This is a genomic window from Embleya sp. NPDC008237, from assembly GCF_042956465.1.
Taxonomy (GTDB): domain Bacteria; phylum Actinomycetota; class Actinomycetes; order Streptomycetales; family Streptomycetaceae; genus Embleya.
Window position 1 is genome coordinate 37656 of record NZ_JBIBGL010000031.1, and the last position, 26258, is coordinate 63913.

Genomic DNA, 26258 nt, shown 5'->3' on the forward strand with positions numbered 1-26258 from the left:
GGCGACGTCGACGGCGGAGCCACGCTGCCGGCAACGGACCGGTGTTCGGCTTCCGGCTGTCCACGGCGATCCGATCGAACGTCAATGCCCTTACATCACCCAGGAGTTCGTATGAAGGTTGTCATCCTGAGCTGCGGCTCGGTCGCCGGCCGCGTCGCCGAACGTGCGATCGGGTTCGCCGAGGTCGACGAGTTGGTCGTCGCGGACATCGACGAGGATGCGGCCCGCGACCTCGCGGCCCGGACCGGGGCGCGTCCGGAGATCTTCGACGCGACCGACCCCGAGAGTCTCGCCGAGGTGGTGGAAGGCGCGGACGTCGTGTTCAACGGCGTCGGCCCCTTCTACCGTTTCGCGCTGCCGATCATCGACGCGGTGATCGACGCCGGCGCGCACTACATCGACATCTGCGACGAATTCGACGTCGCGGAGGCCCTGGTGACACAGAGCCGATACGACGCGCGGGCGCGCGCTGCGGGCGTGACCGTCCTCACTGGCTGCGGCTCGGCGCCCGGCACGACCAACCTGATGGCGCGCATGGCGTGCGACCGACTCGACCGGGCCGACGCCGTGCACGTGGTCCTGGGCCTGCCGTTCGTCGCCAACCTCGGCCCGACGATCCTGGAGCACATGTTCCACTCGTTGAGCGGCGAGGTCACGCAGTTCCTCGACGGCGAGTACCGCAAGGTGCCGGCGTGGGCCGACCGGCGCGTCTTCACCCTGCTGCCGCCGCTGGGCAATCGGGAGTTCGGGTACTTCGGCCACGCCGAGCCGCTCACGCTGCCGAGGTTCATTCCCGGCCTGAAGGACGCGACGAGCCGTTTCACCTGGTGGCAGGAGGAGGGCAACGAGATCTACCGGCGACTCGGAGCGCTCGGACTCCTCGACCCCGAGCGGCCCGAGGGCATGCCGATGTCGCCGCAGGCGTACATCGCACGGCACTTCTGCTCGCCGCAAGGCGAGGCGGCGGTGCGGGTCGACGTGTCCGACGACCCGCTGATCGCCGTGTTCCACGTGCGTGCGGAGGGCGAGATCGACGGGGCGCCGGCCGCCGTGACCGTCGAGTCGCACACCGACATGGCGGAACTGGATCCGCAGGACGGCGCGGACACGACGGCGATCCCGGCGGCGGCGTTCCTGCACCGCCTGGTCAAGGGCGAGGTGCGACGAGCGGGTGTGTTGGCGCCCGAGGCGTGCTTCGACCCCGAACCCTTCCTGCGCGAGGTGCTGCCGCAACTCGGCAACACGCTGACGATGCGGGTGGAGCAGACCGATCCGATGATCTGATCCGCCGACGACAGCCGCCGGCCTCCGCAACGGGCGGTTCCCGGCCGCCGCCGTCAGCGCCGGGAGCCCGCCTTCGGGGGACGGGCGCGGGAGGCGCGCGTCCATCCACCCGGGGGCGCCGACGGACTCGCCGGCCCGCCTCCTACTTAAAGGGTCGCAGTGTTGACTTTGCACGCTTGCGGTTCCACGATGAACGCCACCGAACCGGGTCACCAACTCCGGTGGGCCATCGGCCTCTTCGGTCTGCGCGACCCGACGCTCACGTGCGTCGGATGACCGCACACCCCTCAGCACCTTCCCGGCCGGGTCAGCGCTGCCCGCGGCCGGCGTGTCCCTTCATGCCCTGCCTCCACTCCCCGAGGGGTTTGCCATGTCCGTACCAGCGCCACAACCCGGTTCCGGACCCGGTGCGACAACCCGGCAGCACCGGACCGCACCGTTCGGCGGTGCCGGACGCCTGGCCGAGGAAGCCCGCGGCCGGATGTGGGCCGTCGTCCTGCTGATCGTCCTTGCCACCGAGGTCGCGCCGATGCAGTACACGCTCGTCGCCACCGCGACCGAACGCATCGGCCATTCGTTCCCGTCGGTCGGCAGCGACCTGAGCTGGATGGTCATCATCATCGGCCTGGTCGGCGGAGCCACCACGCCGATCATCGGCAAACTCGCCGACCTGTTCGGCAAGAAGCTGCTGCTCGTCGCCGGCACCCTGGTGTTCCTCCTGGGCTCGGTGTTGTGCGCGGTGACCCACGACTGGACCCTGTTCCTGGTCGGACGGGCTTTCCAGTCCACATCGTTCGCGATCACCGCCGTCGCCGCGAGCCTGATGCGCGACATCCTCCCCCGCAAGTACGTGACGATCGCCGTCGGCGCGCTCGCCACCGGGATCGGCGTCTCGTCCCTCGCGACCCCGTTCCTCGGCGCCTGGCTGAACGACACGTGGGGCTGGCGCGCGATGTTCTGGCTCCTCGTCGTCTACACCGCGTTCATACTGCCGCTCGTCATTCGGTTCGTCCCGGAAAGCGAAGTCCGCGTCGGGCAGTCCCTCGACTGGGTCGGCTCGATCCTGTTGGGTGCCGGGGCGGCCTTGATCCTCCTCTACATCTCCCGGGGCCAGGATTGGGGCTGGGGCAGGCCGAGTGCTTGGGGCTACGCGCTCGCGGGTGTCACCGCCCTCCTGGTCTTCCCCATCCGGGAGCGTCACGCCAAAGACCCGATCATCGACCCCGACCTCCTCAAGACGCCCAAGGTCTCGATGCTCCTCGCCGTCGGCCTGTTCTCGCAGATGATGGTCGGCATCCAGGGTTACGCCCTGGCGTACATGGCACAGACCGATCGCGACGTAGTGCACGACGGCGTCATCGCGGGTGTAGCCCAGGAAGCGGGCACCACCGCCGACCGGATCGCCCCGGCCATCACCTTCCACGGCGACATCACCTACGCCCTCGGCTTCGGCCTCACCGCCCTCGCCGTGCATCTGATGACCTGGCAGACCGTCCCGTCGATGGTGTCCGGCCCCGCCGCGGGCTTCATCGGCAGGAAACGAGGCCTTCGATTGCCCTATCTGTGGTCGCTGCTGCTCATGACGGCCGCCATGGGCCTGTACGGCTTCCTCCACGGCTCCTGGCAGGTCCTGCTGCCGATCGGCGTGGTCTTCGGTCTCGCCACAGGCCTCTACTACGGCACCGACAACAACCTCGTCATCGAAGCGGTCCCCGAGAAGCAACAGGGAATCGCCGCCGGCATGCTCACCCTCGCCGAATCGTTCGGCGCCTCGTTCGGCATCGCCATCCTCACCGCGATCCTCTCCGCCCACCCCTACCAGGCATCCCTGGACGACGGCAGCGGCAACGTATCGACGTTCGACATACCCCAGGTTTTCACCGACAGCGGATGGACGGCCGGGTTCTTCGCCGCCACCGCCGCCGGCGTGATCGCCGGGACCATCGGCCTGTTCATGAAATCCGGACGCACACCCGCGACCGGCGGCCGGCCGGAGAACGCGGCCGAGCCGGCGGCGAAGCCCCGCGCCGAAACCTCCTGACCCACCCACACCGGAAGAGGCACGCCTTGTCCCACCACGAAACCCCTACGACGTCATCGTCGTCGGCGCCAGCCCGATCGGCTCGGCGACCGCCCGCCACCTCGCCGAGCAGGGCCCGTCCGTCCTCGTCGTGGGACCGGAGGAACCCGCCCGGTTCACCGACCACCAGGGCGTCTGGGCCGGGCACTACGACCAGGGCCGCCTGTGCCACGTGCTCGAGGTACCGCTCGCCACCACGCTGATGGCGCTGCGCTCGATGCGGCGGTTCGCGGACCTCACCGCACGCACAGGCGTGTCGTTCACCCACGCGATCGAATCGGTCGCCGTCATGCCGGAGGGAATCGACGATCCCGAACGGGCCGCCCGGTTCGACCCCGACCGGTTCGAGTGCAACGCCCGTGACCTCGGCCGGGAGGTACAGCGGCTGAACGGCGAGGAGTTGGCCCGGGCGTACCCGCAACTGCGCTTCGAGACCGGACACATCGGCGTGCGGCAGCCCGACGCCTTCATCGTCGACCCGCGCGAGCCGACCCGCGCCGAACCGGCGGCGGCCACGACGGCCGGGGCCGCCCTGGTGCGGGACGAAGTGCCGGCGATCGGGTCGCCGGTGGCAGGGCTTCGCACGGTGGCGACACGCGGCGGGGAGCGGTGGAGCACCGCAACGGTGGTCGTGGCTACCGGGGCGTCCACCAACACCAACGGCTTCCTGGCGCCGCGCACACCCGGCCGTGCCTGGTCTCCGCGAACCACAGCCTGCACCCGTACATCGACGCGGTCGAGGAAGGGCTCGTGGTCGCAACGGAAGGCGAGCGGGGCGTCATGGCAGCCGACGAGATCGGGACCGCCCGGCTCGCCGCGACGGGCGAGTGGCGAGACGGCCTTCCACAAGAACTGTTCACGGCCCGGTGGCTCGACGACGAGCAGTAGCTCGACAAGGCAGCAGGCGGGCCGGTGCGGCGCGTGCGGATGCCGTGCTCCGGGCCCCAATCCCGGATCGACCGAGCCGGCACGGCAAATGGGGGTTCCCGTCGGTACGCGGGCAATGAGAGCTTTTGGCCGAATGGCTGCTGGTCGGTGAAGGCCGGCCATGAGACGCTCACAGTCCCCTGAAAGGGGTTCGCCAATGAGGTGGAACTCTGTCATCAGCGCGTTGGGTGCCCTGGCATTGGGCGCAGGAACAGTGACGGCCGGCACGACAGCCCATGCGACCGTGGGAGACGTCCTCTGCACCGTCCCCAGCAGCGACTCCTCGACGTACTCCCCACCGCTCAGCCTCACACCCGCGAGCACGACGGTGACGATCACCCGGGACCTGAACACGTGCACGTCCCTGAGCGTGCCCGCCATCACGTCCGCGCCGGTCACGGTCCACAGCGTCACCATCCCGTCCTATTCGTGCCTCACCCTCCTCAACACCGCCCCGACCACGATCAGCTTCACGTGGAACACGGGCGCGACCACCGTGGTCTCGGGAACCCGTACCGTCAACCTCGCCGCGGCCGTCCTGACCACCACCGTGACCGGCACCGTCACTTCGGGCTTGTTCACCGGCGACACGGTCGTCTACCAACTCGTCGCCCCCTCGATCGACGTCCTCGCCTGCACGCTCGGCCTCGGAACCGTAACCGGAATCGACAGCATCGCCACCCTCACCATCAACTGACCCACCCGCGCGCGGTTCACCACGATCCACAGTGAGGGCACACCCGTCCCGGCAGCATCACCGTCCGGCCGCTTCCGGGGACACGGGACTCGGCGCCTACCGAGACAGGACCTGCCATGCGCCCAAAGAATCCGGACAGAGGGGATGACGCCGGCACACGTTGCCCGGCCCACCACGTGCCCGACGACCTGGGTTCGATGCGCGATGCCTACCCGACGCCGGAACAGTGACCTCTACCGCGATCTGGATCCGCAGCCGTCACTCCGCCGAATGACTGCAACTCCGTACAGGCCCTAGTCCTCGGCGAGTTGGAGGAGTACGGCGAAGCGGGTACCGTCGGTTCCGGCGACGACTCCGTCGAAGGTGCACGGGGTGATCGGGTTCCAGGCGCCGATCGTCGGGTCGTGGTTGGACCACCAGAGCGCGCCCGGCCCGAGCAGGTCGACCACACGCGTGGCGCTGCGCAGGGCCGCTTCGCGATTCACGAACTCGACGCCGTACGCGAGGTCCTGCGCGGCGAAGCGGGCCAGGAACCGTACGGCGGCCGCGGCGGTGATCGGTTCGAGCAGGCCCATCAGTTCGGTCGGCGAGGCCATGGGCGAGCCGCCGTCGGCGATGCGTTCCCAACCCACGAATGCGTCCCGCGCCAGCTCGTGCACCTGCACGGTGATCGCGCGCAGCAGCAACTCGCCTCGATCGACCCCGTCCGCGTCACCCGACGATCGGTCCAGTGACCCGGACGTGGTGTACACGTTCCCGTCGGGCGGCGCCAAGGCAACCAACCATCGGCCGATCTCGTTGTCCGATCCCCCGCCCCGCAGCGCCACGCGGCTTCACTCTCCTCGGGCCGATCCGCCGGCGACAATCTACCCTCGCCGCCCGCGCCCCGTTCCGCGCCAGGTCGCCGGGGCCGAGTCGGTTGACCTCGCCGCCGGCGCCGTCCGTGGTGTTCCGAACGACGGCCCAGGAAGTGCCGGCGGCATCACCAAGCCACAACGTGCGGCCCGTGCCTCGGTCGGGTGCGAGGAGGTGGTGGACGTCGGGAACGCGCAGCGAGAGTGCGAATCGGGCGTGGACGTCGTCCAGGACGGCGACGTCCAGCGTTGTGGCGTCCTCGACGGATCGTGCCCAGGCGTTGTCGTCGATCAGGGCCGCGGGGTCGAAGCGGGTGAAGCGTTGCCCGCGGCTGGGCATGAACGTCACTCCGCCGTCGAAGGGCCCGGTGCGGTCCCGTCGTCGGCGGCGACGAGTCGCTTCGGCGAGGCGTACGCCCGCTCTTGACGGCGCCCCGTGTGACTGGGCCGTTCGGGTGGTGGTTGGTGATAGGGGCCCGTGGCGTCGGGGCGGCGTTCCAGGATGGTGGTGGCCGCCGACCCGGTGGCCGGGGTGCCGGCAACGTGTCCGTTGCGTGATGGGCGCGCCCCCGATTGCTTCGAGGAGTTGATCCCATGCGCGCACGCTTCATCGCCGTCGTCGCCGCTTCGGTCGCGGCCGTCGCGATACTGGCTCCGCCCGCCCAGGCCGCGCCGCTCGGCGACGGTATGTACCGGTTTCCTGCTCTCAGGGACGGCAAGTGCCTGGTCTGGTACAAGCCGGTTGCGAGTCCCGGCACGGTGTCACTGGGCGCCTGTACGGAGACCGCCTCCACCTCGCCCGACTGGCAGGTGCGCCGGCGATCGAACGGCACGATGGACATCTCCAAGGTCGGTTCCGACCCCCGCCGGTGCATGAAGGTCAACGACAACCACAGGCTGGCGGTCAACGACAACTGCGACGCCGACAGGTACGCCGACTGGACCGTGTCCTACGGCACCGACGGGCCCGGCGGCGTCGTGTACGCCGACATCGAGCACACCCCGCACGACGGGTCCCCCTCGTGGGGGAAGGTCGTGGACTCGCCCGACGTCACCGGACGCATCGTGGTGCAAGCGGCCCCCATCGAGCCCCACTACTGGGGCCTGCAACAGGTCGGCGGCTGACCCGACCCCGGATCGGTGTCGGTGTCGGTGTCGGTGACGCGCATCGTCGACCACGCTCCCGGGGCCGATCCTCACGGCGGGGGCGGTCCCCCGATCACCCTCGCACGCCCTCCGCGGCGCGCGAAGTCCGGGCCGTGTCACTGCAGTCCTCCCGCGCCCGGGACGAGCCGCTCGGTTTCACGGGTTGGCGAGGAGTGCCCGCAGGGCCCGGTCGAGGGCGGGGACCAGTTCCTCCCGCGCGTCGGGGGTGTAGAGCAGGCGCATGGCCAGGCCGTCGGACAGGGCGATGACCGCGTCGGCGACGTGCTCGCAATCGGCGCGGTCGTGCGTGCGCAGTGCGGTGGCGAGCAGCCAGTCGGTCAGGGCTGTGCGGATGTCGACGTCGATCTCGCGCTGGGTGGCGGCGAGGGCGGGATGGTGGATCGCCCGGGTGACGAAGGCGAAGCGCACCGTCGCCTCGGCGTGCCGGGCGGCGTCCAGCGGGAGGGTGGTCAGTACCAGGCGACGCAGCACCTCGTGCGGCGGGCCGGTCACATCCACCTCGGCCCACCGGCGTTCCACCCGTTCGCCGGCCAACTCGGCGGCGAAGCACAACATTTCGTCCTTGGTGCGGAAGTACTTCTGGACCGCGCCGGCGGAGCGACCCGCGGCGGCGGCCACGGTGCGCACGCTCACCTCGTCGAGGCCGTGGCGGGACACCAGGTCCAGCAGCGCGGTGCCGATGGCACGGCGTTGTGCGGCGCGATCCACGACCTTGGGCATCGGACCCCCTGACAAGTTTCGGATACGACTGTATTCTAAAGATCCGGTGACCGCCCGTAAGGAGATTGTCGTGGATACTCGCCTCGATTCCGCGATGCGCGCGTCGGACCACGATCGCGACACCACACTCGCGCGACTCGCCACCGGCTATGCCGAGGGCCGACTGGACCGCGGCGAGTACGACGAGCGCGCGGCGCGGGCCGCCGCCGCCACCGTGCTCGGCGAACTGGCGTCGCTCACCGCGGACTTGCCCGCACTGCCGGCGCCGGACCGGGCGACCCCGGTCACGCGTGCCGAGCGGGATCGCCGGGACCTGCGGGCATGGCTGAAGGAGTGGCTCTACTGGCTCGGCGGAGCGGTGATTCTCACCGCCGTATGGGGGACGCGCTGCCTGGTCAAGGGCGAAGTGGCCACCTATTGGCCGCTCGTGCCGCTCGGGATCTGGGCCGCGGTCCTCGTTGCCATCGCGATCTGGCCGCGCGGCGACGCGGACGAGGATTGACCGCCGCCCCGCCCCGCCCGCGGCAGCGGGCGGCGAACGGGTGCCGGGGTTCAGTCGGTGTCGATGCCGCGCGCGGCAAAGATTTCCTCCGCGTCCGGCACCGCCAGGACGCCGTCCCGCACGAAGGTGACCGCCCGCAGGTTGGGCAGCAGGGGGAGGTCGTCGAGCGAGCGGACGTCGAACAGGTCGTCCTCGCCGTCCCAGGCGGGGGCACAGTGCCGGAAGACCTCCGCCCCGGCGTCGAAGCACAGTTCCTCGACGCGGGCGAGCAGCTCGGCCGGGATCTCCAGGGCCTCGAAATGTGCCCGGGACTCCGGCAGCACCTCCTCGTGAAGGCCGTTCCTCAGGACGTAGGACGCGGCGTCGCGGATCCCGCGCTCGGCCAGCCGCCCGGGCAGGTCGTAGGCCGGGAGGAGACGCTGACGGCCGTACATGAGCTTCTCGATGACGAGCAGCTTGAAGTTGAAATCGCGGAACCGGCTCATGGGACACGAATACCACGGAGGTACGACACGGGTCCTTTGCGGACCGATGTCCAGGCGGGAGGCCGTGTCGAGTTCGAAGCGCCCGTAGGGGATGCACCGGCCCTCGGCGGATTCCCCGAACAGATCACCGACGGCGCCGACGGCCTCCTGTACCCGCCCGCCGAGCCCGGTGCCCTGACCGCGAACATCGGGCGGGCCCTGGCCCTCACCGACACCGAACGCACCCGCATCCGCACCGCCGCCCATCACCGGGTGGGGCCGAACGCGCCGCCGCACCGGCCCCGGCCGCGATGCTGCGCGCGGCATGGCCCGCACACGGCCGGGACGCGATAGCCTCGACGCCCCCGCCGGTCGGCGCGGACCCGGTCGCCTCGGCCAAGGCCCCGGATCGCCGTGCCGAGGGATACCCGTGACCGCAGTCACCACCCCGCTGCTCCGCGGTGAACTCGACGGTGCTGTCCATTTCGGCTCTGGCCGTGGCACGGTCCTGGTGAACGGTCGACCGGTACCACGCGACGGGGTCCCGGCGGGTGGCCAGGTGGTTCTCGCCGAACACGGCTTCGAGCTTGGTCGTGTATCCCTGGGCGGTCAAACTCGTGGCGAATTCGGGGCTGTGGAAGGCGAATTCGTTGGTTCCGGTGGCGGCGATCGAGGCGGCGTCGCGATTGTCGACGGTGCCCGAGTGCAGGACGACCAGCCCGCGGATCGCCACGACGTCGGGGTCGTCGTCGGCCAAGCGCCGTGATCTCGCGTCCGTGTGGGTCCAGCAGTGACCAGAGGGTCTGGCCGGTGGGCGGCCCACCGGTCGCGGGCGGCGAGGGTGCCGCGGTTCGTGACGGGGAGCCGGTGCAACCGGTGGCGAGCCCGGCGGCGAGGGCCGCGGCGAGGGCGGCCGCCGGCGAGCGAGGAGGCGCATGCGTACTCCTGACTCGGGGCGGAGCCGGAGCGTGCGGAAGGGGCGGGATCGGCCGAGGGGCATGCGGAAACGGCGGGAGCGGCCGAGGGCCTGCATCGGAAGGGGCCGGAGGGGAGGCAGTGCGCACTCGGAGGGATCCGAGCGCGCCGCCGGCGGTGCGCCCCGCGAGGGAGCGCGGTGCACCGCCGGTACGGGGACACCGGTCAGGTGCCCGGTTCCCACGACCACTGACTTGTCCAGTACGTACTGGGCACGCTGCCTTGTTGGACGGAGCCCGTCAGTTGCTCGGTGTGCGCGTAGGTGCCCGTGCGACGGTTCTTCAACCGCCGGTAGGCGTCGACGACTTCCTCCGTCCAGTCGTATGAAGGCCGACGACAGGTGGAAGCGGCGCTGTCTCAATCTGGCTCCTTGGGGGCGCGGGCGGAGACGGAGCGCACATACTTACGAAAGGAAGTTACCTACGCGAGAGGTCGCTTCCGCGGGAAGGCATGCCTACTGCCGTCCGACCCGGGCGGTCCGCCCTCCCGCGACGCATCGGGGCCGTATCCGGCCGGGCGCGCGCGGGAGTCGCGTCCGCAACGCGAGTGGCCCCGCAGGACCGGTCGTCCCCGGCTGTGCCGAGGCGGTGGTGTAGCCGATTCGCCCGCCCCCTCGTCAGCGATCGGCCGCGGCGACCCCCTCCGCGGGGGCCGGCAGCCCGTCGCGCAGGAGATCGCGCGCCGCCTCCACGCCGCCGACCACGACGGCCTCCTCGGTCAACGCGCTCAAAACCACCGGCGGCACGTCGTAGCAGATGTCCGCGAGGTGCTCGCGCACGTCGTCGACAACCGCCGCTCCGGCGCCCGGCAACGTCCCGCCGAGCACGATGAGGCGGGGGTCCATCGCGAGCACCATCGCGCCGACACCGGCGGCCAACGCCCGGGCGTACGCGGCGACTGCGGCTCGCGCGGCGGGGTCGCCGTGTCGGGCACGGGTCAGGACCAGGGCGGCCTGCTGCGCCCCGCCGTCCTCGCCGCTCTCCCGCCGCGGCCAGCAGCCGCGCGGGGGCGTCGTTCCAGCCCAGGCCCGGGTGCCGGCCGATCTCGCCGGCCGCGCGGCCAAACCCGAGCCCGGCAGCCTGATGGCCGACATCGTCGCCGCCTGGACCAGGGTCGACGCCGACAACGGCCTGGTCGGGTTCAACAACAACGCGACCGCCACGATGAACGACAAGCTCACCTCCGCCGGCCAGGAGCTGATCGCAGGCAAGAGCGACACCGCCCGCTTCATCTCGGCCGTCCAGGGCGAGTGGGCCAAGACGCATGGCTGACACGCTCGTCCGCGCCGACCCGGCGACGACGCCCGCCGTCGCCGGCACGTGGGCCGGCGGGGTCCGCACCAATGCCGGAAGGCGCCGCCGCGCCGTTCCCCTGTTGTACGTGCTCCCTGCCCTGCTCTTCTACGGGGCGTTCGTCATCGCGCCGTGGCTGCACAGCATCTGGATCTCGTTCTGGACCTGGGACGGCGTCGGCGCCGCCACGTGGGCCGGGCTCGCCAACTACCGAGAGGTCCTGGAAGAGCCCGAACTGCGCAGCGCGCTGGTCCACGCGTTCGGATTCATCCTCTTCTACACGGTGATCCCCGTGGCGCTCGGACTCGTCCTCGCCGCGCTCGTCGCCGCCACCCCGTGGCGCGCGATGCCGGTGATCCGCACGATCATCTTCCTGCCGCAGATCCTCCCCCTGGTCGCCGTGGGCGTCGTGTGGAAGTGGATCTACAGCGAGGACGGCCCGCTGAACGAACTGCTGCGCGCGGTCGGCCTCGGCGGCGTCGCCCGAGTCTGGCTCGGCGACTTCACCTGGGCCTTCCCCGCCGTCGGGTTCATCGGCAGCTGGGTCTCCACCGGCCTGTGCTTCCTCCTGCTGCTGTCCGGCATCGGGCGGATCGACCCCGCGCTGTACGAGGCCGCCCGCCTCGACGGCGCGAGCCGCCTGCGCGAGTTCCGCCACATCACCGTGCCGGGGCTGCGCAGCGAGATCGGCGTCGCGTGCACGGTCACCGTCATCGCGGCGCTCGCCGGATTCGACGTGGTCTACGTGATGACCGGGGGCGGACCCGGCACCTCCACCACAGTCCCCGGCGTCGAGGTCTACAAGCTGGTGTTCACCGCGGGCCGCGTAGGCACCGCGTGCGCACTGGCGACTGTCCTGTCCCTGCTCACCTGTGCGGTCATGTTCACGGTGAACCGGCTCACGCGGGAGCGATAGCGCATGTCCAAACACCTGCCGCGGCTCGTCCTGCTGCTCGCCGCCGCGACCGTCCTGTTTCCCTTCCTCGCGTTGATGTCCGCCGCGCTACAGCCGCAGAGCAACCTTGCCCCCGGGCTGGACTTCCCCTCCGACCCGCACTGGGAGAACTTCAAGACCGCGTGGACCACGGCCGGCTTCGGGTCGCTGCTCAAGTCCAGCGCGCTGATCGCGCTGGGCGTGGTCCCGATCGCCCTCGTGCTCGCGACGCTGGCCGGCTACGGCCTCGCCACGATGCGAATCAAGGCGAAGGGCCCGCTGTTCGCGCTGTTCATGGTCGGCATGGCGCTGCCGTACGAGGCCATCGTCATCCCGCTCTACTACGACCTGCGCTCGCTGGGCCTGCTCAACAGTTACTGGGCGGTGATCCTCCCGCTCATCGGCCTGTTCATGCCGTTCGGCGTCTTTTGGATGCGCGCCCACTTCGAGTCGCTGCCCCGCGAACTGACCGAGGCCGCCGCCGTGGACGGGGCGGGGAGTTGGCGCACGCTCACCCGCGTGCTGCTGCCCACCGCGCGTCCCGCGGCCCGGATCGCCGCCGCGGAGGGGCTCGCCGCCCTCGTCGCCGTCGCCGATCCCGATCCCGCCCGACGCGGGGCCCTGGCCGCCGAGTTCGGCATCCCCGACGACCGGGTGTTCGCCGACTGGCGCGACCTGGCCGCCCTGCCCCGGCTCGCCGACGCCGTGATCGTCGCCACGCCCGACCGCCTGCACGCCGATCCGGCCGTCGCGTTCGCCGATCTCGGCTACGCGCTGCTGCTGGAGAAGCCGATGGCGCCCACCGAGCACGAAGCCCGGCGGATCGTCGACGCGGCCGTGCGCAACGACGTCCTGTTCGCGGTGTGCCACGTCCTGCGCTACACGCCCTACTCGGTCACGCTGAAGCGGCTGATCGACACCGGTCGGATCGGCGACGTGGTCAGCGTCGAGCATCTCGAACCGGTGGGCTGGTGGCACCAGGCCCACTCGTACGTGCGCGGCCAGTGGGCCGTCGAGGCCGAGTCGTCCTCGATGCTGCTCGCCAAGTCCTGCCACGACATCGACTGGCTCGGCCACCTCGTCGGGCGGCCTGTCGCACGCGTGTCGTCGTTCGGCGGACTGCATCACTTCCGCACCGAGAACAAGCCGGCGGGAGCCGGCGATCGCTGCGTGACGTGCCCGGTCGAACGCACTGCGCCTACTCCGCGCCCCGCATCTACGAGCGCTTCCTCGGCGACCCGGTTCACGAGCAGTGGCCGCTCGGCGTGTTGACCGACGACGTCAGCACCGCGGGGCTGCGCAGGGCGCTTGCCGAAGGACCGTACGGCGCCTGCGTCTACACCGGCCGCAACGACTTCGTCGACCACCAGGTGGTGAACCTGGAGTACGCCGGCGGCGCCACCGCCTCGTTCACCATGACCGCGTTCACCGCGCTCGACTTCCGCAAGACCCGCGTCTTCGGCACCCGCGGCTCACTCGACGGCGACGGCCGCACCATCACCCTCCACGACTTCCTGACCGACGAGGTCGAGAGTTTCGCCGTCGAACCCGACGGCGGCGCCTCGGCCGCGGACGGGCACGGAGGCGCGGACACGGAGCTGATCCGCGCCTTCCTCGGCGCGGTGGCGACCGGCGACCGGACACTGATCAGCTCGGGACCATACGAAACACTGGTGTCCCACCTCGTGGTGTGGGCCGCCGAACAAGCCCGCCGAGAAGGCACCGTGGTGACCATGGAGCGTGCGTCGACACCGGCTCTGGGGATCTGAGGGCACGGGGGCCGGCATGCATCGGCACCGGGTCGGCGGTGAGGGATTCGCGTCCGTCGGGCTCGGTGTTGCGGACCGGATGATCGAACGCTCCAAGGAGCGGGTGGCGTCGGCGACCGAGGGGGCGGGTGAGCGGGGACGGAGGAGGGGAGGTCCGGGGGTGCCGCTAGCGTGGCCGCATGGAGCGCAGCCCGCTGGACGAATGGCAAGCAGTGCGTCGCGTCGTCGACGGCGTTCGGCGCGACGGCGCGTTCGAGGCGCGGACCTCCACGAAGGCCCTCGCGGCCATTGCCGGCTGCGCGGTGCCGTTGCTCGCGGCGATGGCGGGGTCGTTCGCGAGTCCGAATCCGGACATGCCGAAGGTGCTCGTCCCGGTCATGGCGGTGCTGCTGGTGCCCGTCGTCGTGTGGATCGTCCGGCTGGTCGTGCCGCGCGTGCGGCTGCGGGTCGACGCGGACGGCATCGCGGTCCGCGGGCGGCACGTCGTGGCGTGGGAGGACGTGGCCGAGTTCCGGACCGGGATCGCCGCGGGGCGGGCGCCGCAAAGCTACGTGCTGGTCGAACGCGTCGGCGCCGCAGGCCCGCTGCCGCCCGTGAAGCTGCCGATTCTGCTCGACGTCGACACGGCGATTCTGCGCGCCGCGCTCAACACCCTCCTCGTCGAGCAGCGCGAAGGAACACAGCCCGGCCCCGGACCCGTCCGGCCGCGCCCGAGCCGGCCCTGACGCGGCCCACGGCCCCACCCGCGGTAATTCCGCCAGGCCGCGATCTCCGGCTCGGGCGAGCGCCGGCTCGAGAGCACCGGCATCGGCATGTCGGCCCCTCGGTGCAGGTGCCCGAGGGCCACACCTGCTGTCCCGGCACCCCGGTTGCCAGACACCCGCTCCCCAGCCACCACAAGAGTGGCCCGGTTGCGGATCGAGTTGCATACGTCATCGAACCGGCGATCCCGTTCGCTCCTTGCCCATCGGTGCGGCTTGATCCGATGATCGAGTGTCCGTCGCCCGGCCGGCTGCCGGACCGGAAGGGCGATACCGGATCGCTTCCTACGTTCACTGAGGATCTCTGTGCCTGCTTCGGTGCCCGGCCATACCTCGGCAGCATCGCCACGGACCGCACATCGCAGTCTTGGTCCGGGGGCCTTGCGAAGCCCATGGGACAAGAGGTGCCGCGGCGACGAGAATGCCGTCACCCACCCACGCGTGGCGGGTCCCTCGGGCCTCCCGGGTCGGCGTTCTTCGACGCACGACACCGCCGACGTGCCGCCCCGCCGCCACCGCAGTTCCGGCGGGGTGTCAGCCGCGTCCGTTCAACACGATCTTCCACACTCGGGTGGCCACCTGGAGGTTGAGCCGGTCTTCGACGTTCGCGAGGTCGTTGCCGCTGATGTCGCGGATGCGCTGGAGGCGGTAGCGGAGCGTGCTGCGGTGGATCGCGAGGGATTCGGCGGTCTCGTCGTAGTTGCCGCCCCAGTCGAAGTACCGAGTGAGGGTCTCCACCATGGCCGTGTGGTGCCGGGAGTCGTAGTCGATGAGCCGACCGAGCCATTCGTGGACGAACGTCTCCAGTTCCCGGTGATCGTTGCCGGGTCCCAGGATGCGGTACAGGCCCAACTCGTCGTAGAACGTCGTGCCGTAGCGCTCGCGGGAGTGGCGGCGTACCTCCAGGGCGCGCTGCGCCTCCTGGTAGCGGTGGGGGATGTCGTCGGGGGAGTCGCACGGGCTGCTCACCCCGATCGCCCCGGACGGTGTCCCGGTCTCCCGGGCGAGAGCATCGTGCAGCGCGCGGGCGTGCGGCCTGTCGTCGGCGACGAGGACCACGTGGTCGGAACGCCGGGTCAGCAGCGAACGCATGCCCACGGCGGCAGCCGCCCGGCCCACGGTCTGCGCGAAGGAGTCGTCGGAAGCCCGGTTCGACCACTGCGCCACGACGACGTAGTGGCTCCGGCGCAGGTCGTGTCCCACTGCCTCGGACCGGGCGTACGCGCTCTCCTCGTCCGTTCCTGCCAGGAGGTCGTCGACCAGCTCCCGGCGCAGCCTCAGTTCCACTTCGGCCAGATTGCGCAGGTGCGCCGGCTCCGAGGCGAGTGACGTGGCGGCGTTTTCCAGCGCGAGCACGGTGTGTTCGTCGGCCTCGCCCGCTGTATCGACCAGGGCCGGAATGCCCAGGACCTGGGGACCAGGTCGCCGTCCACCCTCAGGTACCCGGCTTCGGCGTTGTATGGCCCTGCGGCTGCCGTGTGGTCCATCGCCAGGCGCAGGATCTCGCCTTCGTCCCGGGCGTCGAACAGGGCGCGGGAGAGCGCCGTCAGTTCGTGGAGGGCACGGTCGGTCGAGGTTGGGGCAGGTGGGCGGCGCCCTCTCCGAGTGGCCGTCGCGTGCCGCCCGCCACCGCCCGGAAGGCCGCCCTCCCGGTCGGAGTGGCGGCGGTACAGGGTGTGCACTCGGCTGTCGGCCATGGGATCACTCCGTATCCCCCGAGCTTCGAGAGGGCGAGCGGTGTTCCGGGCATCCGCTCCCACCGGGTGTACGAGACGTTCGCATGCTTCCTCTCATACTCGTGGGGCGACCGGGCTCCTGCATTTCCGACTCGCCAGGGGCAGGCGCGGCGCCACGCGGCTCGCGATCCTGGGAAGCGTTCGAAATCCTCCGCGCGCACCCGAAGGACGGCCGGACGATGACCGAACAGCACTGCGGGCCCGGTTGCGCCACAGGACGCGCCGGGACGCCGAAAGCGCGGTTTGCCCCCTCCTGACCATGAGTTTTCCGAGGAGAGGGCGGCGATCGCCGGTCAGGCGCAGGCCGCGTGGTCGAGCAGATCGTCGGTCGGATGGATTTCGGGGGCCGTCCTTCCCTTCAGCGTCGGGCGGTGCACCCCCGGTCCCCTGACCGGCCGGGTCCTCGGCCTTGTGAACTGGGCTCGACCCGTCGTCTCCGCCGTTCGTGGGCTGATCTTCGGAGTGGTCGTCCGTGCGCTGTCGGGCATGTCGCCGCACGCCCTGCCGGGCGGTCGCCGACGAGGCTGCGGTGCGATACAGACCGCCCGGCGGAGGTTCCATCCGTACCCGAACGAACCTGATCCGCAGAGCCGGCGCGGGCTGCCGCGTCGGGGAGGGAGGAGTTCCTCACGGCGAAGGCAGTGGGCATCGACCTGGGCACCACCAACTCGGTGATCGCCGTATGGGAGGGCGGCGAGCCGTCCGTTGTGCCCAACAGCGAGGGCAACCGCACGACGCCGTCCGTGGTGGCCTTCACCGACACCGGCGAGCGCCTGGTGGGCCAGCCGGCCCGGCGCCAGGCGATCCTCAATCCGAAGGGCACCATCTACTCGGCCAAGAGGTTCATCGGCCGGCACTTCGACGAGATCTCCGACGAGGCCAAAGCGGTGGCGTACGACGTTGTCGAGGGCGACGGCGGGGCGGCCCGCTTCAAGGTGCGCGACAAGCTGTACGCGCCTGAGGAGATCAGCGCTCAGGTGCTGCGCAAACTCGCCGACGACGCCTCGAAGCAACTGGGGGAACGCGTCACGGAGGCGGTCATCACGGTGCCCGCCTACTTCAACGACGCTCAGCGCACCGCCACCAAGGACGCCGGCCGGATCGCGGGGCTGGAGGTGCTGCGGATCATCAACGAGCCGACGGCGGCCGCCCTCGCGTACGGCATGGACAAGAAGCAGCACGAGACCGTCCTGGTCTTCGACCTGGGCGGCGGCACCTTCGATGTGAGCATCCTCGACGTCGGCGACGGCGTGGTGGAGGTGCGCTCCACCGCCGGCGACAGCCACCTGGGCGGCGACGACTTCGACCGGCGTCTGGTGGATTACCTCGCGGACGACTTCCGGAAGGAGAACGGCATCGACCTGCGCAAGGACCCGCAGGCGCTGCAACGGCTGTTCGAGGCGGCGGAGAAGGCCAAGACGGAACTCAGTTCGGTGACGCAGACGCAGGTCAGCCTGCCGTTCATCACCGCGGACGCTTCGGGCCCCAAGCACCTCACCGACTCGGTCATGCGGTCCACGTTCGAGCAGACAACCGGCGACCTGGTGGAGCGCTGCCTGGGACCTGTCCAGCAGGCGATGGCCGACGCCAAGGTCGGCGAGAGCGACATCGACGAGGTCATCCTCGTGGGCGGCTCCACACGTATCCCGGCCGTCCAGGCCCTGGTCCGCCGGCTGACCGGCGGCAAGGAACCCAACATGAGCGTCAACCCGGACGAGGTCGTGGCCCTGGGCGCCGCGATCCAGGCCGGGGTGCTCAAGGGCGAGGTGAAGGACGTCCTGCTGCTCGACGTCACATCGTTGTCGCTGGGCGTGGAGACGCGCGGCGGAGTGATGACGAAGATCGTCGAGCGGAACACCACGATCCCGGTGCGCCGGACCGAGACCTTCTCCACCGCCGAGGACAACCAGCCAGCCGTCGACGTGGTCGTCCTCCAGGGCGAGCGCGAGCGCGCCGCCGACAACCGGGTGCTCGGCCGGTTCCAGCTCACCGACATCCGGCCGGCGCCGCGGGGCGAACCGCAGGTCGAGGTCACCTTCGACATCGATGCCAACGGCATCCTCAACGTCACGGCCCGCGACCGGGACACCGGCAAGGAACAGAGCATCACCATTACCGAGAGCTCCAACCTCGACCGCGGCGAGGTCGAGCGCATGGTCCAGGAGGCCGAGCGCAACCAGGGCCAGGACCAGGCACTCCGCGAGGCCGTCGACGCGCGCAACGAACTCGACGCCGTCGCGTACCAGGTCGAAAAGCGCCTCGCCGAACTGGGCGACGCGGCGCCCGCGCACGAGAAGGCACGCGCCGAGATGCTCGTGTCCGACGCGCGGGCGGCGGTCAAGGAAGAGGCGGGCGTGGAGCGCGTGCGGCCCCTGACCTCCGAACTCCGGCAGGCGCTCGCCGGGCTGGCGGCCCATCAGGGCGCCGGGACAGTCACCGGCGGGTCCGGCCGGGACGCCGCCTCGGGCGGTCCCACGAGTGACGGTGGCGGAGACGACGTCATCGACGCCGAGTTCGACAAGGAGTGAGGTGCGCCATGCGTAGCCACTCCCAAGAACCGGACCGGGCCGCGTCGGATCCGGTCGAACCGGTCCCGGAAGGCGCCGCGCGCCCTCCTCGTGGGGATGTGCCGCAATCCGACCCCCGGAAGGGGCGAACGACGAGCCCAGCCCCGCGCCTGTCCAGGACGAGAACACGACCGCGATACAGGAACTGGAGGACCGTTGGCGGCGCGCGCTCGCCGACCTCGACAACCTGCGCAAACGCCACGCGAGGGAACTGGAGCGGGAACGGGCGGCCGAGCGGTCCCGTACGGCGGCCGCCTTCCTGCCCGTCCTGGACAACCTCGAACTCGCCCTGACCCATGCCGACGCCGAACCGGGCGCGGTCGTGGAGGGCGTCCGCGCCGTACGCGATCAGGCGGTGAACGTCCTCGAACTGCTCGGCTACCCACGGCGGGCGGAGACAGGCGTCGCCTTCGACCCGGCCCGGCACGAAGTGGTCGGCGTCGGCCAGGCCCCCGACGCCGACCCGGGCACGGTCGTCGACGTGTTGCGCCCGGGCTACGGGGACGGCGAACGGCAGCTCAGGCCCGCCGCCGTGACCGTCGCCAAGCGGGAGTGAGCGGTCATGGCACAGGACTTCTACGAGGTGCTGGGCGTGTCGCGGACCGCGAGCCAGGACGAGATCCAGCAGGCGTATCGCAAGCTCGCCCGCAAGCACCATCCCGACGTCAACAAGGACCCGGGCGCGGAGGAACGCTTCAAGGACCTCAACGAGGCCTACAGCGTCCTGTCGGACCCGAAGACCCGGGCCCGCTACGACCGCTTCGGCGCGGACTTCCGCAAGATCCCCGAGGACTTCGACGAACGAGTCGCGGCCGGCGCGGGCGGCGGTTTCCGCGCTCGCAGGACCGCGGGCGCCGGCGGCCCCCGTGTCCGCTACACCACCGGCTTCGGTGACGACTTCGCCGGGGAGGGGGTCGACATCGAGGACCTGCTCGGCTCGATCTTCGGGGCAGGCGCAGCGCCCTCCGGCGTACCGGGAGCCGACCAGGAGGCCGAACTGCTCCTCACCGTCGAGGAGGCGTACAAGGGCGGCCGGCGCATCGTCACGCTCGCCGGTCCCACCGGGCAGCCGCGGCGGTACGAGGTCGCCGTTCCGCCGGGCGTGACCGATGGGCAGCGCATCCGGCTGACGGGGGAGGGCGGCCGGGGCGGTGGCGACGCCCCCGCGGGCGACCTGTACCTGCGGGTGCGCATCCAGCCCCACCCCCGGTTCCGGCTGGACGGCCGCGACGTGCACGTCCACGTCCCGGTCACCCCCTGGGAGGCGGCCCTGGGCGCGACCGTACCGGTGCCCACCCCCGGCGGCAGCACGGCGAAGGTCACGGTGCCCGCGGGCTCGTCCAGCGGCCGGCGCCTGCGGCTGCGCGGCGAGGGCATGCCGAACCCGCGCGGCGCGAACGGCGACCTGTACGCCGAACTCCGCGTCATGGTGCCCCCCGCCCTCGGCGACCGGGAACGCGAACTGTTCGAGGAACTGGCCGCCACCTCCTCGTTCGACCCCAGGAGGACGTGATGAACGACCGACCCGCAGGAACAGCAGGCGTCGGCCGGGCCGACGTGGGCGACCGTCCGGTACAAGCGCGCGCCCACGCCACCGCCGCGACGGCCGGCCGGTACGCACTCGTGCCCGCCCCCAGGCTCTCCCTGCACGCCGTGGCCCGTCGCTCGGGGCTCCACCCCGATCTGGTCCGCCGGTTCGTCGCCCTCGGCCTGGTCGACGCCGAACGCGACGCCGCGGGGCACCTGGTGTTCGCCCCCACGGCCCCGGCGGTCCTCGCCCGCGTTCAGCGGCTGCGTTCCGGACTCTGCCTCAATTACGCATCCATCGGCCTGGTGCTCGACCTGCTCGACCGCATCAGCCTGCTCGAAGCCGCCCTGCGTGGGCGCGGTACGAGGAGTGAACCACCCCCATGGACATGAACCGCCTCACCCGGAAGTCCCAGGAAGCCCTCCAGGAGGCCCAGTCCGCGGCCGTCCGCATGGGGCAAACCGAGGTCGACGGGGAACACCTGCTGCTCGCCCTCCTCGACCAGGAGGACGGTCTGATCCCGCGGTTGCTGCAACAGGCCGGCGCCGAGCCGAACGATCTGCGCGCGGCCGTGCACGAGGGACTCTCCCGCCGCCCGAAGGTCACCGGCCCGGGCGCAGCGCCCGGCCAGGTCTTCGTCACCCAGCGCCTCGGCCGCCTGCTCGATGCCGCCGAACAGGAGGCCAAACGCCTCAAGGACGAGTACGTCTCCGTGGAGCACCTCCTGCTCGCCCTGGCTCAGGAGGGCTCTTCCACCGGCGCCGGGCGACTGCTCAAACAGGCCGGCATCACCACGGACTCGTTCCTGCGCGCGCTCACCCAGGTTCGCGGCAACCAGCGCGTCACCTCCGCAAACCCCGAAGTGGCCTACGAGGCATTGGAGAAGTACGGCCGCGATCTCGTCGCCGAGGCCAGGGAAGGCAGGCTCGACCCGGTCATCGGCCGGGACGCCGAGATCCGCCGCATCACCCAGATCCTCAGCCGCAAGTCCAAGAACAACCCCGTTCTCATCGGTGACCCCGGCGTCGGCAAGACCGCCGTCGTCGAGGGACTCGCCCAGCGCATCGTCCGCGGCGACGTGCCCGAAGGACTCCGCGACAAGATCGTGTTCGCCCTAGACATGGGCTCCCTGGTCGCCGGCGCCAAGTACCGCGGCGAATTCGAGGAACGCCTCAAGGCCGTGCTGAGCGAGGTCAAGGCCGCCCAGGGACGCATACTGCTCTTCGTCGACGAACTGCACACCGTCGTCGGCGCGGGCGCCGCCGAAGGGGCCATGGACGCGGGCAACATGCTCAAGCCGATGCTCGCGCGCGGCGAACTGCACATGATCGGCGCGACCACCCTCGACGAGTACCGCAAGCACATCGAGAAGGACGCCGCCCTCGAACGCCGTTTCCAGCAGGTCCTGGTCGACGAGCCGAGCGTGGAGGACACCGTCTCCATCCTGCGCGGGCTGCGCGAGCGCCTGGACGTTTTCCACGGCGTGAAGATCCAGGACACCGCGCTGGTCTCCGCCGCCACCCTCAGCCGGCGCTACATCACCGACCGGTTCCTGCCCGACAAGGCCATCGACCTCGTCGACGAGGCGTGCGCCCGGCTGCGTACCGAGATCGACTCGATGCCCGCCGAACTCGACGAGATCACCCGCCGTGTCACCCGCCTGGAGATCGAGGAGGCGGCCCTGTCCAAGGAGACCGATCCCGCCAGCGAGGCCCGCCTGGAGGAGCTGCGCAGGGAACTGGCCGACCTGCGCGGCGAGGCCGACGCCAAACACGCCCAGTGGGAGGCCGAACGGCAGGCGATCCGCCGGGTGCAGGAGCTGCGCCAGGAACTGGAGCAGGTCCGCCACGAGGCGGAGGAGGCCGAACGCGCCTACGACCTCAACCGCGCCGCCGAGCTGCGCTACGGCCGATTGCGGTCCTGGAGCGCCGGCTCTCCGCGGAGGAGGAGCAACCGGCTGCCAAACAGGGCCGGAACCGGCTGCTGCGTGAGGTCGTCACCGAGGAGGAGATCGCCGAGATCGTCGCGGCCTGGACCGGCATTCCTGTCGCCCGCCTCCAGCAGGGAGAACGCGAGAAGCTGTTGCGTCTGGACGAGATCCTGCGCGAGCGCGTGATCGGCCAGGACGAGGCCGTCAAGCTCGTCGCCGATGCCATCATCCGCGCCTGCTCCGGCATCCGTGATCCCCGTCGGCCCATCGGGTCGTTCGTCTTCCTCGGCCCCACCGGCGTCGGGAAGACCGAACTGGCCAAGACCCTCGCCCGGGCCCTGTTCGACTCCGAGGAGAACATGGTCCGCCTCGACATGAGCGAGTACCAGGAACGGCACACCGTCAGCCGGCTGATGGGGGCCCCGCCCGGATACGTCGGCTACGAGGAGGGTGGTCAGCTCACCGAGGCCGTACGCCGCAAGCCGTACTCGGTCGTGCTGTTCGACGAGATCGAGAAGGCGCACACCGATGTCTTCAACACCCTGCTGCAGGTCCTCGACGACGGCCGCATCACCGACGCCCAGGGCCGTACCGTCGACTTCCGCAACACCGTGATCATCATGACGTCCAACATCGGCTCCGAGCACCTCCTCGACGGCGCCACCGCCGAGGGCGACATCAAGCCGGACGCGCGTGCCCTGGTGATGGGCGAGCTGCGCGGGCACTTCCGCCCCGAGTTCCTCAACCGCGTCGACGACATCGTGCTGTTCAAACCGCTCGGCGAGCAGCAGATCGAAAGGATCGTGGAACTGCAGTTCGACGAGCTGCGGCAGCGACTCGCCGAACGCCGCATCGGCGTCGAACTCACCGACACGGCCCGCGAATTGATCGCCCACCAGGGCTACGGCCCTGAACGAGAAGGGCTTCGTCCTCACCGGCGCCGACGCCCGGGCGGCAGCCGACCCCACCCGGTGGGACCCGCTCGGGCGTGGTCCGTTGCCGCTCGAGACAACCCTTCCCGGGGTCTTTGCCGCCGGCGACGTCAGGAGCGGCTCGGTCAAACGGGTGACCTCGGCAACCGGCGAGGGCGCCATGGCGATCCACCTCGTGCACGAGCACCGGGAACAGACCGGCAACCTGGTTCGCATCGCCGACCGCGAGGAGCCTCCGCCGACGGCGGTCCGGCACGTATCCCGGCGCCGACTCTCTCCTTGACGGCGGCGGAGGACGCGCAGGGCGGGCGGATCGAGCCGTCACACTCCTGGGCCGGAGCGGGAGTTCGCGGCGGTGAACGGAGATCGCCCGGAGGGTTGGAGCATGCCTGGTGCCGGGAAGACGAGGAGATCTGCCCGTACTGCCTGTGAGGGTGGGATCGCCGGGCAGCCGACGAGGAGAATCCAGTCATGCGGGTGTCATCTCAGGGCGTAACGGTGGTGGCTCTGTTGGCGGATCCGGACGTGCCGACGGAGATCGCCCAGCGCCTGGCCCGGACCCTTCCTGATCGGCTCGCCGAGAAGTCGGGCCCGGGACGTCGGTTCGACGTCGAGGTGGTCAGTGAGCCCTTCACCGCAGGGACCGAGGACCCGTCCACCTTGATGCACCGGATCATGGATCGCGGGAGCACGGAGAACTGGGACATCGTCGTGGCCCTCACCGACCTTCCGCTGCACTCACACGGGCGCAAACTCGTTGTGAATCTGAGTCACGAGCACGGCTTGGCACTGCTGTCGCTTCCTTCGCTGGGGGGCTTGCGGCTGCAGACGATGGCGCGGCGGGCCGTGGAAGAAGCCGTACTCGGCCTGGCGGGTCTGCGGGCCACTGGGGCTGAAGTACCTCCGCAGATTCAGCCGCGGGGGCCTTTTGCCCGTCGTTTCGCTTCCATCCACCCGGGTCCGGTCGATGAGGAGGAGACCGCCGATCTTCGGTACGTCGTCGGCGGCCCACGCGGTTACCTGAGGGTGCTCTTCGGCATGGTCCGCGCCAACCGGCCGTGGCGGTTGGTGACGGGCTTGTCGAAAGCCCTGGCGGCGGCCCTCGCCACGGGGGCCATCGCCACCCTGGACTCCAACATCTGGAGCCTTGCCGTGACCCTGAGCGTGCCACGCCTCGTGATCGCCATGGTCGGGTCGGTCGGGCTCATGATCGGCTGGCTGATCGTGGACGGGGAGCTGTGGCATCGAACAGCAGAGGGCTCGCCGGAGGCGAAACAGAGGGCGCGGCTCTACAACGCCTCGACGGTCGTGACTGTGGGCATCGGGGTGCTGGTCTGCTATGTGGGTCTGCTGGTCATCAACTTGCTGTGGGCGCTGTTCATCCTCAACGGCCGGGTGTTCGCTTCCATGACACAAACCCCACTGCACGCCGCGGAGTACTGGACGTTGGCCTGGTTCGTCGCTTCGGTCGCCACTGTGGGCGGCGCGCTGGGATCAGGTTTGGAGAGCGACGAGGCGATCCGGGCCGCCGCCTACTCCAAGCGTGAACAGGAACGACGTCAACGGCTCCAGGACGACCAGCCCTCGAAGTGAGCCGATACCGACACAAACTGCCGCTACGCGGGCGGGATGTGACCGTCGACGAGAACGGCCGGTGTTACCGGCCGACGGCCACCTGCCCGTCACCGTCACGCCGGACGGCGTCGAGGGCGGCGACATCACGATGGACGCGGGGCTCTCGTCCCGGTTCCTCACCGCGATCCGCCTCGCGATCGCGTGGTACGCCGTCACCGCTCCCGTACGGGGCCGGTTGGTCTGATGTGCCGTCAGGTGTGTGCGCTCGCAGGGGTGGGTTGCGGTGCCTCGGAGACGAGCGGAGGGCAGAACTGGCCCGGTGGCTGCGCGTGCTCTCGAATCGGAGCTGGGCCCGGTGCGTGCGCGGCCACGCGAGATCGGCCGGGCAGGGCCAGGCCGGACCGAGACCCGGGCGTGCAGAGGCCGGCCGCCTCGGGGACCGGCTGCCCCCGGGTGCGGGACGTAACGGCGTTTCACCGGGAGGATGCCTGCTCGGCGGTCTAATCTCGGGCCGTGAGGCAAGCCGAGCAGCGCGCCGAGCGCGCGGGACCGTTCACCACCCGGGCCACCTGGCGTCTGCCCGACGGCGGGGAAGCGGTCTGGGAGTCGCGGCTCGCGCGGCGTCGCGGAGCCCTCGCCGTCCGGGCACCGGGCGCGGAGACCGGCCGACATGCTCGTGCCGACGAGATGGCGCTCCGCCGCCTGCGCAGGCTCAACGCCGTCGCCGCGACCGCCTTCGTCATCGGCGGGGCCCTCTTCGCGGCCGGCGCCGCCGTTGCCCTGTTCGGCTCCGGCGACGCCACCCAGAGTGCCTCGATCTACTTCGCCGGCGGCCTCTTCTTCAACAGCGGCGGCTACGCCTCGCTGCTCCAGGTGATCAACGCGCCCCGCCACGTGGTCGGCGGCCGGTCACTGGTCACCCACCCCTGGCGGTGGTGGAGCTACGAGCCGACGCGGGTGGACTGGCTGAGCGCCTTCCTCCTGTTCACCGGCACGCTGGTGTTCGGCGTCAACCTGCTGAACTCCTTCCTCCAGGGACTGAACGTCCACCAGGTCAACCGGCTGATCTGGGTACCCGACGTGGTGGGTTGCGTGCTGTTCCTGGCCTCCGGCCACCTCGCCCTGGTCGAGGTCTGCCACGGCGGGCCCCGCCTGCTTCCGCGCGGCCTCGGCTGGTGGATCGTCGCGGTGAACCAGCTCGGGTCCATCCTGTTCATGGTCTCGGCCCTCGCCGCGTACACCCGACCGGCCACCGACAGCCCGGTCAACATCGACATCGCCAACTGGGGCACCCTCACCGGCGCACTGTGCTTCTCCGTCGGCGGCGTCCTCCAACTCTTCGAACGCCCGTAGAGCTCCGCCGGCCTCACATCCCGACGCGGCCCCGCGGACACCGACCTGCTCGCGCGTCGCGGCCCCGGCCCGACACCGAGACGGCCGCACCGAAGGCGTCAACACCCGCGCCGACACCCGACTGAGCCCGGTACGCCTCGTCACGCGCCGCCCGCGCGGCGGCGTTGCGACCCAACTCGCCGTCCCCTGCCGGCGTGTTGGAGCGTGGCAC

General features: G+C 70.8%; 23 protein-coding genes and 4 pseudogenes. 22 read left to right on the plus strand and 5 right to left on the minus strand.

From position 1 onward, the window contains the following. Positions 1 to 111 precede the first annotated feature (111 nt). From ACFZBU_RS45190 to ACFZBU_RS45210, 5 genes and pseudogenes are all read left to right on the plus strand, one after another. Positions 112 to 1284: a saccharopine dehydrogenase NADP-binding domain-containing protein gene (locus ACFZBU_RS45190; protein WP_391589656.1), complete on the plus strand. Its 1173-nt coding sequence runs from the start codon at positions 112 to 114 to the stop codon at positions 1282 to 1284. Positions 1285 to 1654: 370 nt separating this feature from the next. Then, a complete protein-coding gene (locus tag ACFZBU_RS45195) occupies positions 1655 to 3325 on the plus strand; it encodes an MFS transporter (RefSeq protein WP_391589657.1) in 1671 nt (556 codons plus the stop codon). 76 nt (positions 3326 to 3401) lie between these two features. After that, positions 3402 to 3965: pseudogene (locus ACFZBU_RS45200) on the plus strand (FAD-dependent oxidoreductase); the annotation flags it as partial. A gap of 8 nt (positions 3966 to 3973) precedes the next feature. Continuing rightward, a complete protein-coding gene (locus ACFZBU_RS45205; protein ID WP_391589658.1) occupies positions 3974 to 4252 on the plus strand; it encodes a hypothetical protein in 279 nt (92 codons plus the stop codon). A gap of 283 nt (positions 4253 to 4535) precedes the next feature. Next, positions 4536 to 4988 carry a hypothetical protein gene (locus tag ACFZBU_RS45210; RefSeq protein ID WP_391589659.1) on the plus strand — a complete coding sequence of 151 codons (453 nt, stop codon included), beginning with the start codon at positions 4536 to 4538 and terminating at the stop codon, positions 4986 to 4988. Between the two features lie 293 nt (positions 4989 to 5281). Here ACFZBU_RS45210 and ACFZBU_RS45215 read toward each other — a convergent pair whose 3' ends face one another. Continuing rightward, positions 5282 to 5815, minus strand: a complete 534-nt coding sequence (locus ACFZBU_RS45215; protein ID WP_391589660.1) for a hypothetical protein — start codon at positions 5813 to 5815, stop codon at positions 5282 to 5284. A 621-nt stretch (positions 5816 to 6436) separates the two neighbouring features. Between ACFZBU_RS45215 and ACFZBU_RS45220 the strand changes: the two genes are divergently transcribed. Further along, the gene (locus ACFZBU_RS45220) at positions 6437 to 6967 is read left to right on the plus strand and encodes a hypothetical protein (RefSeq protein ID WP_391589661.1); all 531 of its coding nucleotides are present in this window, start codon (positions 6437 to 6439) and stop codon (positions 6965 to 6967) included. A 177-nt stretch (positions 6968 to 7144) separates the two neighbouring features. Here ACFZBU_RS45220 and ACFZBU_RS45225 read toward each other — a convergent pair whose 3' ends face one another. Then, the gene (locus ACFZBU_RS45225; RefSeq protein WP_391589662.1) at positions 7145 to 7729 is read right to left on the minus strand and encodes a TetR/AcrR family transcriptional regulator; all 585 of its coding nucleotides are present in this window, start codon (positions 7727 to 7729) and stop codon (positions 7145 to 7147) included. 70 nt (positions 7730 to 7799) lie between these two features. On the opposite strand from ACFZBU_RS45225, the gene ACFZBU_RS45230 reads away from it, so the two are divergent. Continuing rightward, positions 7800 to 8231: a DUF1707 domain-containing protein gene (locus ACFZBU_RS45230; RefSeq protein ID WP_391589663.1), complete on the plus strand. Its 432-nt coding sequence runs from the start codon at positions 7800 to 7802 to the stop codon at positions 8229 to 8231. A 50-nt stretch (positions 8232 to 8281) separates the two neighbouring features. On the opposite strand, the gene ACFZBU_RS45235 is transcribed toward ACFZBU_RS45230, so the two are convergent. Beyond that, positions 8282 to 8716 (minus strand): DUF6892 domain-containing protein, encoded by a 435-nt coding sequence (locus tag ACFZBU_RS45235; protein ID WP_391589664.1) that lies wholly within the window; start codon positions 8714 to 8716, stop codon positions 8282 to 8284. Between the two features lie 409 nt (positions 8717 to 9125). Here ACFZBU_RS45235 and ACFZBU_RS45240 point away from each other — a divergent pair, with 409 nt between their 5' ends. Beyond that, the gene (locus ACFZBU_RS45240; protein WP_391589665.1) at positions 9126 to 9461 is read left to right on the plus strand and encodes a hypothetical protein; all 336 of its coding nucleotides are present in this window, start codon (positions 9126 to 9128) and stop codon (positions 9459 to 9461) included. Positions 9462 to 10286: 825 nt separating this feature from the next. Here ACFZBU_RS45240 and ACFZBU_RS45245 read toward each other — a convergent pair. After that, on the minus strand, positions 10287 to 10763 hold the full coding sequence (locus ACFZBU_RS45245) for an ROK family protein (RefSeq protein WP_391589666.1): 477 nt from the start codon (positions 10761 to 10763) through the stop codon (positions 10287 to 10289). Between ACFZBU_RS45245 and ACFZBU_RS45250 the strand changes: the two genes are divergently transcribed. The 5 genes from ACFZBU_RS45250 (at position 10753) to ACFZBU_RS45270 (ending at position 14390) form a co-directional block, all read left to right on the plus strand. Continuing rightward, positions 10753 to 10941 carry a hypothetical protein gene (locus tag ACFZBU_RS45250; RefSeq protein WP_391589667.1) on the plus strand — a complete coding sequence of 63 codons (189 nt, stop codon included), beginning with the start codon at positions 10753 to 10755 and terminating at the stop codon, positions 10939 to 10941. The genes ACFZBU_RS45245 and ACFZBU_RS45250 overlap by 11 nt on opposite strands. Beyond that, on the plus strand, positions 10934 to 11878 hold the full coding sequence (locus ACFZBU_RS45255) for a carbohydrate ABC transporter permease (RefSeq protein WP_391589668.1): 945 nt from the start codon (positions 10934 to 10936) through the stop codon (positions 11876 to 11878). The genes ACFZBU_RS45250 and ACFZBU_RS45255 overlap by 8 nt, the downstream gene beginning before the upstream one ends. Before the next feature lie 3 nt (positions 11879 to 11881). Next, positions 11882 to 13168 carry a Gfo/Idh/MocA family oxidoreductase gene (locus ACFZBU_RS45260; protein ID WP_391589669.1) on the plus strand — a complete coding sequence of 429 codons (1287 nt, stop codon included), beginning with the start codon at positions 11882 to 11884 and terminating at the stop codon, positions 13166 to 13168. After that, positions 13165 to 13665, plus strand: coding sequence for a hypothetical protein (locus ACFZBU_RS45265; RefSeq protein WP_391589670.1), 501 nt, complete (start codon positions 13165 to 13167; stop codon positions 13663 to 13665). The genes ACFZBU_RS45260 and ACFZBU_RS45265 overlap by 4 nt, the downstream gene beginning before the upstream one ends. 179 nt (positions 13666 to 13844) lie before the next feature. Continuing rightward, positions 13845 to 14390 (plus strand): hypothetical protein, encoded by a 546-nt coding sequence (locus tag ACFZBU_RS45270; protein WP_391589671.1) that lies wholly within the window; start codon positions 13845 to 13847, stop codon positions 14388 to 14390. Positions 14391 to 14960: 570 nt separating this feature from the next. Here ACFZBU_RS45270 and ACFZBU_RS45275 read toward each other — a convergent pair. Beyond that, entirely contained in the window at positions 14961 to 15782 is an 822-nt protein-coding gene (locus ACFZBU_RS45275; protein WP_391589672.1) for a PucR family transcriptional regulator, read from the minus strand. A 1021-nt stretch (positions 15783 to 16803) separates the two neighbouring features. On the opposite strand from ACFZBU_RS45275, the gene dnaK reads away from it, so the two are divergent. The 9 genes and pseudogenes from dnaK (at position 16804) to ACFZBU_RS45320 (ending at position 26047) form a co-directional block, all read left to right on the plus strand. Next, positions 16804 to 18690 (plus strand): molecular chaperone DnaK, encoded by a 1887-nt coding sequence (gene dnaK, locus ACFZBU_RS45280; RefSeq protein ID WP_391589673.1) that lies wholly within the window; start codon positions 16804 to 16806, stop codon positions 18688 to 18690. An 8-nt stretch (positions 18691 to 18698) separates the two neighbouring features. Further along, positions 18699 to 19285 (plus strand): annotated as a pseudogene (locus ACFZBU_RS45285) (nucleotide exchange factor GrpE). 6 nt (positions 19286 to 19291) lie between these two features. Further along, the gene (locus ACFZBU_RS45290; protein ID WP_391589674.1) at positions 19292 to 20242 is read left to right on the plus strand and encodes a DnaJ C-terminal domain-containing protein; all 951 of its coding nucleotides are present in this window, start codon (positions 19292 to 19294) and stop codon (positions 20240 to 20242) included. Beyond that, positions 20242 to 20649 carry a chaperone modulator CbpM gene (locus ACFZBU_RS45295; RefSeq protein WP_391589675.1) on the plus strand — a complete coding sequence of 136 codons (408 nt, stop codon included), beginning with the start codon at positions 20242 to 20244 and terminating at the stop codon, positions 20647 to 20649. The genes ACFZBU_RS45290 and ACFZBU_RS45295 overlap by 1 nt, the downstream gene beginning before the upstream one ends. Next, positions 20640 to 23128: pseudogene (gene clpB, locus ACFZBU_RS45300) on the plus strand (ATP-dependent chaperone ClpB); the annotation flags it as partial. The gene ACFZBU_RS45295 and the pseudogene clpB, both read left to right, overlap by 10 nt. Then, positions 23088 to 23402, plus strand: a pseudogene (locus ACFZBU_RS45305) (cyclic nucleotide-binding protein); the annotation flags it as partial. The pseudogenes clpB and ACFZBU_RS45305, both read left to right, overlap by 41 nt. A 188-nt stretch (positions 23403 to 23590) precedes the next feature. Beyond that, the gene (locus tag ACFZBU_RS45310) at positions 23591 to 24712 is read left to right on the plus strand and encodes a hypothetical protein (protein WP_391589676.1); all 1122 of its coding nucleotides are present in this window, start codon (positions 23591 to 23593) and stop codon (positions 24710 to 24712) included. Positions 24713 to 24773: 61 nt separating this feature from the next. Beyond that, complete coding sequence (locus ACFZBU_RS45315) at positions 24774 to 24938, plus strand: hypothetical protein (RefSeq protein WP_391589677.1); 165 nt, start codon at positions 24774 to 24776, stop codon at positions 24936 to 24938. Between the two features lie 269 nt (positions 24939 to 25207). Next, on the plus strand, positions 25208 to 26047 hold the full coding sequence (locus tag ACFZBU_RS45320; protein WP_391589678.1) for a hypothetical protein: 840 nt from the start codon (positions 25208 to 25210) through the stop codon (positions 26045 to 26047). The last annotated feature ends 211 nt before the right edge of the window (positions 26048 to 26258 follow it).

What these genes read in the sequence shown, in the direction of transcription:
- ACFZBU_RS45310 (WP_391589676.1), top strand. Translation starts at nt 23,591, where the DNA reads ATGCGGGTGTCATCTCAGGGCGTAACGGTGGTGGCTCTGTTGGCGGAT.
- ACFZBU_RS45260 (WP_391589669.1), top strand. Translation starts at nt 11,882, where the DNA reads ATGTCCAAACACCTGCCGCGGCTCGTCCTGCTGCTCGCCGCCGCGACC.
- ACFZBU_RS45235 (WP_391589664.1), bottom strand. Translation starts at nt 8,716, where the DNA reads ATGAGCCGGTTCCGCGATTTCAACTTCAAGCTGCTCGTCATCGAGAAG.
- ACFZBU_RS45220 (WP_391589661.1), top strand. Translation starts at nt 6,437, where the DNA reads ATGCGCGCACGCTTCATCGCCGTCGTCGCCGCTTCGGTCGCGGCCGTC.
- ACFZBU_RS45245 (WP_391589666.1), bottom strand. Translation starts at nt 10,763, where the DNA reads ATGTCGGCCATCAGGCTGCCGGGCTCGGGTTTGGCCGCGCGGCCGGCG.
- ACFZBU_RS45190 (WP_391589656.1), top strand. Translation starts at nt 112, where the DNA reads ATGAAGGTTGTCATCCTGAGCTGCGGCTCGGTCGCCGGCCGCGTCGCC.
- ACFZBU_RS45195 (WP_391589657.1), top strand. Translation starts at nt 1,655, where the DNA reads ATGTCCGTACCAGCGCCACAACCCGGTTCCGGACCCGGTGCGACAACC.
- ACFZBU_RS45255 (WP_391589668.1), top strand. Translation starts at nt 10,934, where the DNA reads ATGGCTGACACGCTCGTCCGCGCCGACCCGGCGACGACGCCCGCCGTC.
- ACFZBU_RS45250 (WP_391589667.1), top strand. Translation starts at nt 10,753, where the DNA reads ATGGCCGACATCGTCGCCGCCTGGACCAGGGTCGACGCCGACAACGGC.
- ACFZBU_RS45290 (WP_391589674.1), top strand. Translation starts at nt 19,292, where the DNA reads ATGGCACAGGACTTCTACGAGGTGCTGGGCGTGTCGCGGACCGCGAGC.
- ACFZBU_RS45295 (WP_391589675.1), top strand. Translation starts at nt 20,242, where the DNA reads ATGAACGACCGACCCGCAGGAACAGCAGGCGTCGGCCGGGCCGACGTG.
- ACFZBU_RS45225 (WP_391589662.1), bottom strand. Translation starts at nt 7,729, where the DNA reads ATGCCCAAGGTCGTGGATCGCGCCGCACAACGCCGTGCCATCGGCACC.
- ACFZBU_RS45270 (WP_391589671.1), top strand. Translation starts at nt 13,845, where the DNA reads ATGGAGCGCAGCCCGCTGGACGAATGGCAAGCAGTGCGTCGCGTCGTC.